This is a genomic window from Bacteroidales bacterium, assembly GCA_023229505.1.
Classification (GTDB): Bacteria; Bacteroidota; Bacteroidia; order Bacteroidales; family JAGOPY01; genus JAGOPY01.
The window spans coordinates 64,394-78,252 of record JALNZD010000006.1 but is presented as its reverse complement, the minus strand read 5'-3'; the positions used below and the strand labels follow the sequence as shown (position 1 = coordinate 78,252).

The following is a 13,859-nucleotide window of genomic DNA, read 5'->3' as shown; positions in this document are numbered from 1 at the left end:
AACCTATAATCTTTCAATCATGAAAAAACTGTTACTATTATGTTTCGCCCTGATTGTTGTGCAAATGACATTCGGGCAGTTAACCGGGACAAAAACCATTCCCGGTGATTATGCAACGATTGCCGCTGCAGTTACAGACCTGAATGCCCAGGGCGTTGGCGCCGGTGGGGTTACTTTTAACGTGACTTCCGGACATACAGAAACAATAACCGCTGTCATTTCACTAACCGCGACCGGGACTGCAGCCAATCCTATTATTTTTCAAAAAATCGGTGCAGGGGCAAATCCATTGATTACGGCAAACACGGGAACGAACACGCCAAGCTCGGCAGTACAGGATGGTATCTGGAACTTAGCAGGGTCCGACTATGTCACCATCAATGGAATAGATCTTTATGATCCGAATTCAACCAATCCTGCTACCATGGAATATGGTTATGCACTGTTTAAAGCTGCCGTTGATAATGGTTGCCAGTATAACACGATTAAAAATTGCGTGGTAAATTTAAGCCGGGTAAATAATGCATCAGGCAGCGGACCATCTGTAGAAGGGTCAAAAGCAATTAATGTTGTAAACGCGACCGTTTCAGCTCAAACCACGGCATTGACACCAACGGTTGCTGAAGGATCCAACTCGTATAATATGTTCTTCGGCAATATTCTCCAGAATTGTAGCTATGGAATTGTCTTAAATGGTTATGCTGCTGCTTCGCCATTTACGCTGGGCGATACAGGTAATGATGTCGGAGGTACTTCAATATCAACCGGAAACACTATTCTGAATTATGGCGGTGCAACCGGTGCAACTAACCCTGCTGCCGGAATAAGGGCAAATTATCAGTGGGGGGTTAATATATCCTACAATACGATTAATAACAATGATGGCTCTGGGGTGAACCATCCATCAACTTTAAGAGGAATATATGCCCAAGCCGGTATAAGTGCCAATGCCAACATAAATTATAATACGCTCACCATAAAAGGCGGAGGGACAACTTCACAGGTTGCCATGATTGAAAACGCGATAGGTTCCACGGCAGCAGGCAATACCGTAAACATTAACAATAATGTGCTTACGGGAGAGTATCTTTCAGCCACCTCAGGTGTATTTTATGGCATTTACAGCAGCTCCAGTGCAGCTAATGTCAGCATCGATGGAAATAGTATAACAAACCTGAATTACAGTGCTGCTGGACTCACCGGAAGTGGTGTGTTTTATCCCATATATAATTCAGGAGCTGCTACTTCAGTTACAATAAACAGCAATACAATTAATAATATTTCACGAATCGGGACGACAGGTGGAACCACCATAGGTATTTATGTATCTTCAGGTGCTACCCAGACGGTAACCAATAATACTATATCCAATATGAGTATAGATGGTACCGGTACAGGCAGCACTATGTACGGTATTCAAACTTCAACAGGAACCATTGTTGTGAATAACAACCTGATACACACTTTAACATGTATTAAAATAACAGGTACTTCAGTACTTTATGGTATATATAATATAGCGTCTCCGACTATTGAAAATTTTAACAATAATGTTGTCAGGGACTTAACTCATAATGGAACCGGAACTTTATATGGTATCTATACATTTACGACTAGCGGTACCAGGACAGTTTCAGGAAATCAAGTATATAATATTTCAGGAGCTGGGTTAACCATTGCCGGGATCAACCAGGCAAGCAGCTCACCGAATATTTTTAATAACAAAATCTATAATATCCAAAGTACCTCTACCGGAGCACCAACAGTATCAGGATTATTGCAAGGTAGCCTTGGAACATCCGGAATTGCGAATATTTACAATAATTTAATCGGTGATATAAAAGCGCCGTTCGCCAGTTCTACCGGACCAACCGCACCTTCGGTCAGAGGGATCAACATCACCACAGCCACAACAACCTCTGCTGTTAATGTTTCATATAATAATGTGTATTTAGATGCTAGTTCAACCGGTGCAAACTTCAGTACATCGGGTCTTTTTGTTACTTCCTCAGCAACTGCAACAACGGCAGCTTTATCCCTTAGAAACAATATCATTGTGAACAAATCGACACCCGCAGGGACAGGTCTGACCGTTGCCTATCAGCGCTCATCGGCTGATCTGGCAAATTATACAAGTGTTTCGAATAATAACCTATTTTTTGCCGGAACCCCAGGCGCGACAAGGGTTATCTATTTTAATGGAGTAACTGCAACGCAAACGCTTTCGGAATATAAAACCCTCGTTAGCCCTAGAGATGCCGCATCAATTACAGAAGATCCCAATTTCAAAAGTTTAAGTGGCTCCAGCGCTGACTTTTTACATATAAATGAAGCAATAGGCACTCAAATTGAAAGCGGTGGCGTACCCATTTCCGGTATCACCACCGACTTTGACGGCCAGGCAAGAAATGCAACCACGCCTGATATAGGTGCCGATGAGTTTGCCGGCATATACCTTGATACGACACCGCCTTCTATTGTTTATACTCCATTGATAAATACCTCATTGACAGGTGCACGTACTCTCACTTCCACTATCACGGATGATTCCGGCGTTCCTACTGCAGGTATCGGCCTTCCGGTGTTGTACTGGAGAATCAACAGCGGGTCGTATACCCCTGAAACGGCCACATGGGTTAGCGGCAGCACTTATACTTTCACTTTTGGAGCCGGTGCTGTCCTCGGGGATATGGTATACTATTATGTTGTTGCACAGGATATGGCTCCCACGCCAAATGCCGGATCATTTCCTTCGGCCGGAGCATCCGGGTTTACCATAAATCCTCCGGCTGCTGCTACGCCACCTACAACACCCAGCAGCTATGGTGTTATGGTACCTCTTAGTGGAAACTATACTGTCGGTCTTGCCTTATTTAACAGTTTAACAGGTAAAAACATTTCTTTCGAAAAATCAGTAAAGAGGGTTATGAAAGAAATTGATGTTGAAGTGGAAGAAAAAAGAGGAGAATATAATGAAACAACTGAAACCTCCTTCAAACCAAAGTCTGTCAGGCAAATGACGGAAGTTGAAGAAGTAAGCTGGATTCCAATGGAAAACGGTAGGCCATACGAGGGTGAACTTTTTGTGAACAATTTCCAGATTCCGGGATCCGAAAACAGGGAAGCTATGTTTGGCGTTTATGCAACAATTACAGCGGCAATAGCGGATCTTAACATGCGCGGTGTAAGTGGTCCGGTAACATTTTTACTGACCGATGCTACTTATCCTACTGAAACTTTCCCTTTAATTGTAAGCGTTAACAACGATAACAAACCGACTTCCACAAATACGGTTACTTTAAAACCTTCTACTGGTGTTACATCATTAATCACAGGGGTTTCTGCAAGTTCACAAATTTTCAGAATCCTGGAAAGCCATTTCATTATTGACGGATCGAACTCCGGGGGTACTGATAGGAATTTAACGATTGAAAATTCCAGTGCAACTACTCCACAGGTCATTTTGATCGGTTCCACAGGTACTACACCAATTACCAACGTAACAGTAAAGAACTGTAATATCATCAACGGTATAAACAGCAGTTCGGCTGTAATTGTTTCTGATGGTACTACCTCCGGAAGCCCAGGTTATTATACGAACATAACATTGCGCAATAACACCGTTCAGAAAGCATACATTGGTGTTTACTGTAATGCTGTTGTTGCAGCAGGAAACGGAAGTGGCCTGCTGTTAACTCAGAACGACCTTTCAACATCAGGTACCAATTCGATCAGGTTAGCAGCATTGTATGTACAGGGTGCTGATGGAGCTACTGTTTCCAACAATACTATTGGCAATATAGCTAATACTACTGATGCCTCTAACCTGACTGGTATCTGGTTTGCCACTGGTACTATAAACAGTACTATTTCAAATAATACTATTTCAGTATTCAGCGGTACCTCAGGCGGACCGAGAGGGATTGCAGCATCCTCAGCTAATGCAAATTCGAACCTCACCATAACGGGCAACACAATTGGTACTCTTAGCACTGCATCCTCTACACCGCCTTATGGTATTTATGTTTTCAGCACTACCGGAAATGTTTCCATTACACGTAACCAGATCAGTGGTTTGTTAAATACAAATACAGGTGGTTATGGCGCCAGGGGTATTAATCTTGTAACCACACTTGTTTCAAGTAATATCCAGGTTGCCAATAATATCGTTACTGATATCAAGTGCACCGGTGATGCCAGCACCACATTTTGGGGGATAGGTCTTGCTATAGACGGAACGATGGGAGGTGTGAGCGTGTACCATAATTCGGTAAATCTGTTTGGTTCTTATGCAGGTTACAGCGCCGCCACGGTTACTACCGCTTTCTTTAACAGCTCTACTTCAACTTCGCTGGATGTCAGAGACAATATTTTCGTGAACAGTTTTGACAACACTACTGTTACGACAGATAAAGCTTATGCAATCAATTCACAGGCTGCCAATACTGCTTTCACCAATATTAATTACAACGATTATTTTGTCAGCGGTGCTACTGGTATTTTAGGGTATTTAGCATCTGATCGGACCACTCTTGCCGCATGGCAGACAGCAACGGGCCAGGATGCCAATTCCAAAAACGCGGATCCAATATTCGCTTCAGCTACAGATCTGCATCCAAGCAGTACGGATATCGACAACCAGGGAATTTACCTGGCAACAGTACCATTGGATTATGCCGGTACAACGCGGACCAACCCGCCGGATATCGGTGCTTATGAATTCGGCACGAATCCTGCAGTGGTTACTTTAGCCGCGTCGGGCTTGAATTGCGGAGGAGGAACGCTGAATGGTACTATCAATGCCAACGGATTGACGGTCGATAGCTTCTTTGATTATGGTCCTACAACTTCCTATGGCACATCGGTTGCCGGAACCCCTGCAACCATCACAGGTACAACCCCAACAGCCATAAGCACGGTGATTTCTATGCCGCCTTCAACTACCTGGCACTTCAGGACAAGAGGTGTGACATCAGATGGTGTTACTGTTTACGGGAATGATCTGACCATAGTATCTGCCGATCCCGGTGCTCCTGAGGCGACAACCCTTGCAGCCACTAATATCGCCAGTAACACTGCAACCCTGAACGGAACAGTCAATGCCGCCTGCAACGCTACTACCGTAACATTTGAATACGGAGAGACCGATTCTTATGGATTTACGGTCACTGCTGATCAGAGCCCGGTTAACGGAAGCACTGCTACACCTGTAAGTGCGAATATTGGCGGATTGGCCATTAATACACTGTATCACTTCAGGGTAGTAGCTTCAAGCTCCGGTGGTACCGTTAACGGAGCTGACCTGACTTTCACAACCGGTGCTGCTCCTCCAATCGTCACTACAAACCCGGCAAGCAACATCGGGAATTTTACGGCACGCCTCAACGGAACTATAAATGCCAATAACCAGAATACTACGGTTACTTTCGAGTGGGGATTGACAGCATCATATAGCTATACCATCGCCGGGATACCGGGAACAGTGACCGGTAACACACCGACTGCTGTCTATGCTGACATCTCAGGCCTGACTTATAACACAACTTATCATTTCCGTTGTGTCGGGCAGAACCCGACCGGTACGACCAATGGTGAAGACCAGGTATTCACCACACTCTGCCCGGTCCCTTTGGCAGCAGGTACTATCACCGGCCCGACTTCGATTTGCCAGGCAACTTCCGGACATGTTTACACCGTTCCACCTATTACTTATGCCTATGGAGGGTATGTATGGACAGTACCTCCCGGTGGAACCATAACAGCAGGTGCCGGTACGAACAGTATTACAGTTAGCTATAACAGTTCTGCTGTTTCCGGGAATGTTACCGTTTATGGCACGAGCGTATGCGGCGACGGCAGCCCGTCAAGCCTGGCAGTTACCATTAATCCGCTGCCTGTGCCCACTATTACCGGCCCGAATGTTGCCTGTATTACTTCGAGCTACGTTTACAGCACAGAAGCCGGAATGACCGGTTATGTATGGACCGTTTCCGCCGGTGGCCAGGTCATGGCCGGTGCAGGAACCAACACCGTCACCATTAAGTGGAACAGCGCGGGCGCTCAATCCGTCAGCGTAACTTATACCAGTGCCAGCGGCTGCCCTGCTGCCGCACCGACAACCCTTAATGTCACGGTTGGTAACCTGCCTACACCGACTATCACCGGTTCCAATATGACATGCGTAAATTCAGGTCTGCATGTCTATACCACGGAAACGGGGTACAGCAATTACGTGTGGACGGTTACCTCAGGCGGTACGATTGTAACCGGACAGGGAACCTACCAGATCGAAGTGAACTGGTTCGGTGCAGGCGCTCAGACCGTCAGTGTGAATTATGCGAATACCTACGGATGTTCCGCAGCCTCTCCGGCAACCTTCGGTGTGACCGTTATGGCATACCCTGGTGCTGCCGGTGAAATAACCGGTACACCAGAGCTATGCGCCGGAACACAGGGTGTCAGCTATTCCGTGAACCCGATTCCCAATGCTGTGGGTTATAACTGGATCGTGCCCGCAGGCGCTACTATCGTCCATGGAGGAAATACCAACAGCATCTTAGTTGATTTTGCATTGGATGCTGTAACAGGCGATATCACGGTATCCGGAGAGAATATTTGCGGCTTCGGCGCTCCTTCACCGGCTTATGAGGTGAGGGTAAACCCGATTCCGGCAACACCGGTGGTGACTGTTGATGAGTCATACCTGCTGCACAGCAGTGCACCTGCAGGTAACCAATGGTATTACGATGAAGTATTGATTCCCGGAGCTGTTGACCAGGATTACCAGGCAACGGAACAAGGCTATTACTGGACCATTGTGACTTTAAACGGTTGCAGCTCTGAAGAATCCAACCATGTGCAGGTGATCTTCGTGGGAATGGATGAATTGCCCGGAACCCGGATCAGCGTTTATCCTGTACCGAACAATGGTTTATTCACGGTGTCAATCGTCAGCACGGTAATAGAATCATACACCATTACTGTTTATAACCAACTGGGAGTGAAAGTTTATAAAGATTATGAGATGACGGTTAACGGTAAAAGCCAGAAGGTGATAGATCTTGGATCATCCTCGGCAGGATTATATACAGTGGTGATCAGGAGCAATAATACCAGCCTGACAAGAAGAGTTCTGATTACCGAATAAAATAAATTACATTTTTATTTAGGGCTTCTTTTTCTGCAGAAGCCCTTTTTTTATTGCAATAAAGGGATTTGGAAAAATATTTTTTAAAAACAAAGGGAGAAGATAGGGTATAAAAAATAGATTAATTTTTTTGTTTTTCAAGTTTTAATTATAATTTTAGTGATTAAAAAAATGATAATGTATTGAATATGTTAATTATATAATTTTTTATTTTGATTGACAAATTTAAAACCAAGTATAATGAAAAAAAATCTACTACTCATTGTTTCGCTGATTACATTTCAGTTTGCCTTCGGGCAGTTAACCGGGACCAAAATAATTCCCGGTGATTATGCAACCATTGAAGCTGCAATTTCAGCATTAAACACCCTGGGCGTTGGTTCCGGCGGAGTCACTTTTAACATAGCTGCCGGGCATACCGAAACATTCTCCACTCCAACTGCCGGGTTGATTACAACAACAACAGGGACGACAACCGACCAGATCATCTTTCAAAAAAGCGGCGCAGGAGCAAATCCGCTGATCACAGCCGCCACACCGGGCATTGGAACGATGGATTATGTCATTTGTTTGGCTGGTGCCGATTATGTGACTTTTGATGGAATTAACATCCAGGAAAACCCGGTTAATACCACCTCTGCCGAACTTATGGAATGGGCATATGCCATTCTCAAAACCTCTGAAACCAATGGGTCACAGAATAACACGATAAAGAACTGTACCATGACACTAAGTCAAAATAATACAAATTCCCGTGCAATTTATTCTAATAACCACACCACAACTTCGACAACCCAACTTGTTGTTTCGGATATTGCCGGCACGAACTCAAATAACAAGTTCTTCGGTTTGACTGTTTCAAATTGTTATCATGCATTCTATTTGTACGGGCGTGCTGATGCAACTCCTTTTACTTATTATGACCAGAATAATGAATTAGGGGTAGATGGCGCTAATGTTGTTACTGGTCTGGGCAAGTCAGCAGGAACAGTTGCCAGCTATGGCCTTTATTGTTATTACCAGAACGGGGTAAAAATTGCCAACAATACATTTACCGGGATATCTGACATGGGGTCTGCATCTCAGTATATTATGTATTTCGGGACTGCTACAAACGCCAATGTTGATGTGTATAATAATACCGTCAGTATGAGTTACCGTGGCACGGGTTCCTTTTACGCTCTTTATAGTTCCGGAAGTGGATCATCAGGGACTTCCAATACCGTAAACTATTACAACAACAGCATCATCAACAACACGATCTCGGATCATACCAGCGGTACGGTGTACTTTATATATATCTCAACCGGCGGGGTCACTGCTAACTTTTACAATAATAATGTATCCAATAATGTTGTAGGCTCTGCAATAGCCACATCCACAGGGTCTATCTATTACCTATATTTCTCCTGTTCTCCAACTACGGACGGCACGATAAATGTTAATAATAATACGGTATCCAACAATTTCCGCACGCAGTCAACGCCAGGTGCCGGAACCACTTATATTTTCTATATACCCGGCGGCAGTAACGTGCTCAACTGTCATGACAATACTGTCAATAATATTACTATTGCGTCAAGTGGCACTACGTATGGATTTTACAACACTAACACCAGTGTTACTAAAAATTTCTATGATAATTCCATCACCAATATTTTGGATGCAAATAATACGGTTTATGGTCTTTATACATCAGGCAGCACTACCGGAAATTTTTCTAACAATAAGATACAGAACCTGAATATGAACTCGACAGCCGGAACACTTTATGGCATCTATGTGAGCTCCGGCACAAACATATATTTATACAATAACTTCATATCCGAATTATATGCACCTGACGCGACAGGCGCCACGGCTGTCCATGGAATTTATTTTTCAGGCGGTACTTCACATGGTTGTTATAACAACTCCGTATTTCTTAATGCCTCTTCTACCGGTGCTGCTTTCGGGACCGACGGGATATATGCTTCCACGACTCCTACAGTTGAATTAAAGAACAACATTATTGTCAATGTCTCTACGCCCGGAGCGACAGGATTTACTGTTGCATACCGTCGCAGTTCAACCAGTATTGGCACATACGCTACCACATCGAACAATAATGACTTTTATGCCGGCACACCCGGTCCGAATAATCTCATATTTTATGATGGCACCAATGCAGATCAGACACTGGCCGATTTTCAGGCCCGCGTTTCTCCTGCTGATGCAGCATCAGTTTCGGAAAATCCTCCATTTTTAAATAAAATTACTCATCCATATAACCTCCACATGAGAACCAATGTGCCCACGCAATGTGAGAGCGGAGGTATTGTTGTGACAACACCTGTTGATATTATTTCCGATTACGATGGAGATGCAAGGTACCCCAATACCGGTTATCCTGACAACCCTGTTTCACCGGCCACTGCTCCTGATATGGGTGCTGATGAATTCGGCGGAATGGGTACAGACCTTACCCCCCCCAATATTGCTTTCACTCCTTTGCCGAATACATCATCTACTTCTGCCTCAACTTTGGTCGCTACCATAACAGATGCTACGGGTGTTCCAACAGCCGGAACAGGCCTTCCTGTGCTTTATTGGAAAATCAATGACAATGCCTGGAATGCCGCTACCGCTACCTGGCTTGGTGGAGATCAATACTCATTCACATTTGGCTCGGGTGTTGTGCTGGGTGATGTTGTTTCCTACTACATCGTGGCACAGGACGAAGCCATTCCTACTATAAATATAGGGGCTGTCCCATCTGCAGGTGCCGGTGGTTTTACGTCTGACCCGCCGGCCTGTTCCACACCGCCTGATCCTCCCTTATCTTATATAATACTTGCTCCAATTTGCGGTACTTTCCAGATCGGCACGGGTCAGACTTATTCCACCATTACCGATGCACTTACCGATCTGGCTACACTGGATGTGGTTTGCCCGGTAATCTTCGAATTGACAGATGCCACCTATTCGGCTGAAACACTGCCGATAGTTCTTGCTCCTGTTGCCGGTACCAGCCCGGTAAATACGGTCACCATCAGACCGGCAGCCGGTGTTACACCAACCATTACAGGAACTTCCACGACTGCCGTTTTTAAATTCAATGGAGGTCAATATTTTATTTTTGATGGATCAAATGTGCCCGGTGGCAATGTCCGGAGTCTTACCATTGAAAACACTGCCACTTCTACAAATAGTGCAGTGGTGTGGTTCTCCAGCCAGGGTGCTGGCCAGGGTTCCATGAACAATGTCATTAAAAACTGTAATGTCAAAGCAGGCAGTAATACAGTCACATCCACTTTCGGAATCTATCTGGGCGGTGCAACAATTACAACTTCAGGCACTGGAGCAGACAATGACGGCATCACCATTGAGAACAACAGGGTTTCCAGGGCATATTACGGTATTTTTGCCCAGGGCGTGCCGAATGTCGGAGAACTGGATAACCTGGTAATTAAAAATAATACAGTTGGCGGAGACTCAGACACCGAATATATAACCGGGTACGCCATGAGATTACAAAGCATTGACGGAGCTATTGTCTCGGGGAATGAGGTTTACAATATGATCTATAATGGCAGCAAGTATGGAATCTGGCTGGGGACCTATATTTCGAATTCCCTGTTCAGCCAAAACACCATTCATGCCATGGGCCAGACCAATACAACGGCAACGTATTATTGTATTGCTATGTACTTCTCCTCTAACACCGGTGGCTTGGCAAACCAGGTGTCGAACAATACCATTTACGATCTCTATAATTACGGCAGTACTTCTAATTTCTACGGCCCCATCGGGATCCGGATCATTGGAGGAGATGGTTATAAAGTGTGGCATAATTCCATCAGTCTGACGGGTGCCTTTGGAAGTTCCACAGCGGGGGTATATTCACATTGCCTGTTTATTTCTACTGCCACGGATAACATGGACCTGCGGGATAACATCTTCTACAATGCCCTGACCGGAAATGACCCCAGAGCTTATACCGTTTATACTCCTTCTACCAGTACTTTTACACAAATCAATTTCAATGATTACTATTCAACCGGCAGTGCTATCGGCTATTACGGGGCTGTGATAACAGATTTTGCTGCCTGGCAGGTGGCTACAGGTCAGGATGCAAACTCGGTGAATATCAATCCGTTATTTGTATCGGCTACAGATCTGCATCCCACCAATTCGGCTCTAAATAATTTGGGTACATACATTCCTGCCGTGCCGAAGGATTATGCGGGTGTGAACCGGACAAACCCTCCCGATATGGGAGCCTATGAATTCGGGGAAAATCCTTCGGTGGTTACATTAACGGCGACCGGGGTTGCTGCCACGATAGCCACTCTCAACGGATCAGTCAATGCAATTGGACAGGTTGTTAACACGTACTTTGATTACGGACTGACAACGGATTATGGGAATTCGGTTCCCGGCGATCCGGCTATAGTTACCGGTACCACGACTACCGCAATCAGCGCTGATCTTACGGGTCTGACCACATCAAATATTTACCATTTCAGGGCCAGGGGAATAACGGGGACCGGTGTGACCATTTATGGTGATGATCTGACCTTTGAAACCATTCCCCCGCCAACTGCCACTACAGCAGCTGCAACCGGTATTACCTTAAATGGAGCCACCTTAAACGGAACCGTGAACGCTAATAACTCGACTGCATCGGTTATGTTTGAATATGGGTTAACCGATAGTTATGGCTCCTCCGTTATGGCTTCACAAAGCCCGGTCACCGGAAATACTGATACACCGGTAAGTGCTGACATCACAGGACTGGAAATTTATACCTTATACCATTACAGGGTTGTCGCGACAAATACTTCAGGTTCTGATTATGGAGACGATATGACCTTCACCACTCTTTCAGCTCCACCTGTTGTGGTTACCGATCCTGCAACAAATGTGTTCATTACGACAGCCCAGCTCAACGGTACGATCACCGCCAATAATCAGACGACAACGGTAACCTTTGAATGGGGCGAAACAATGGCCTATGGTAATGTCATTTCAGCTACTCCTGCATCTGTTGACGGTTCTGTGCCCACTGCCGTTATGGCTGCTCTCTCCGGATTGTCAGATAATACTATTTACCATTTCCGTTGTGTTGGCGTGAATGCTACAGGCACAACTTACGGCGCCGATCAGTCATTCAACACTTACTGTCCTCCTCCTGGTGCTGCAGGACCCATAAGTGGTCCGAGCAGTGTCTGTAAGCCTAGTGCCGGACATACATACAGTGTTGCGCCAATTACAGATGCAACCGATTACGTTTGGACAATTCCGGCCGGAGGTACAATTACTGCCGGCGTAAATACACCCACCATTACGGTGAGCTTTGATGAAACAGCCGTTTCGGGTGATGTTTCCGTTTATGGTTCCAGTAACTGCGGAGTTGGGGCCTCCTCCAGCCTTGCCGTTACAGTCAATCCGCTGCCTGTGCCCACTATTACCGGCCCAAATACCGCTTGTATCACTTCGAGTTACGTTTACAGCACAGAAGCCGGAATGACCGCTTATGTATGGACCGTGTCAGCCGGTGGCCAGATCATGTCCGGAGCAGGAACGAATTCCGTCACTGTAAAATGGAACAGTACTGGCGCGCAATATGTAACCGTAACCTATATCAGCGCTGCCGGCTGCCCTGCCGCCGCACCGGCAAATCTTAATGTCACGGTTGGCGACCTGCCTACACCGACTATCGCCGGTTCCAACATGACGTGCGTGAATTCCGGCCTGCATGTCTATACCACGCAGACTGGATACAGCAATTACGTGTGGACAGTAACTTCAGGCGGTACGATTGTCACCGGCCAGGGTACGTACCAGATCGAAGTGAACTGGTTCGGCGCCGGCGCCCAAACCGTCAGCGTGAACTATGCGAATACTTATGGATGTTCCGCAGCCTCTCCGGCAACCTTCGGTGTGACCGTTATGGCATACCCGGGTGCTGCAGGACAGATAACCGGAACACCTGAGCTTTGCGCCGGGACCCAGCAAGTCAATTATTCTGTAGCTGCTATTCCGGATGCATTGAGTTATTTCTGGACCCTGCCTCCTGGTGCAACAATCGTTGCGGGAGAGAATACCAACAATATTATGGTTGATTTCGCCCCGGATGCTGTGACGGGCGATATCACGGTAATGGGAGAGAATATTTGCGGCTTCGGCACTCCTTCACCGGCCTATGAGGTGAGGGTAAATCCGATTCCATTAATACCGGTGGTGACTGTTGATGGTGATTACCTGCTTCACAGCAGCGCACCGGCAGGTAACCAATGGATTTATGAAGGAATTATGATCGCCGGAGCCACCGACCAGGATTACCAGGCGGAAGAAGAAGGCTATTACTGGACCATCGTTACCCTGAATGGATGTGTTTCCGAAGAGTCCAATCATGTTGAAGTACTCTTTGTTGGATTGGATGATTTGGATGGAAGCAATTTCGCCATTTACCCAATCCCCAATGACGGTAAGTTTACTGTTTCAATTGTCATTCCGGGCGAAGAGACCTTCTCTATCAACGTTTATAATGATTTAGGGGTCAGGGTTTTTGAAATGAAGGATTTCCATGTGAATGGCAAAGCACAGCAGACCATCGACCTGTTAAATCCTTCAAAGGGTATCTACACGGTGGTATTCCAGGGAGAAAATCAGACGGTTATAAGAAAAGTTCTTGTAACTAAATAAATTGAAGATAATTAAAAGTAAA

At 45.6% G+C, this 13,859-nt stretch carries 2 protein-coding genes; both read left to right on the top strand.

Annotated elements, in window-relative coordinates; translation table 11 throughout:
* The first annotated feature begins 19 nt into the window (after positions 1-19).
* Positions 20-7,147 carry a T9SS type A sorting domain-containing protein gene (locus M0Q51_03705; protein MCK9399090.1) on the top strand — a complete coding sequence of 2,376 codons (7,128 nt, stop codon included), beginning with the start codon at positions 20-22 and terminating at the stop codon, positions 7,145-7,147.
* Positions 7,148-7,387: 240 nt separating this feature from the next.
* Positions 7,388-13,837 (top strand): hypothetical protein, encoded by a 6,450-nt coding sequence (locus tag M0Q51_03700; protein MCK9399089.1) that lies wholly within the window; start codon positions 7,388-7,390, stop codon positions 13,835-13,837.
* Positions 13,838-13,859: the final 22 nt, after the last annotated feature.

Excerpts from the sequence above, each read along its gene's own strand:
- M0Q51_03700 (MCK9399089.1), top strand. The coding sequence starts at position 7,388 with ATGAAAAAAAATCTACTACTCATTGTTTCGCTGATTACATTTCAGTTT.
- M0Q51_03705 (MCK9399090.1), top strand. The coding sequence starts at position 20 with ATGAAAAAACTGTTACTATTATGTTTCGCCCTGATTGTTGTGCAAATG.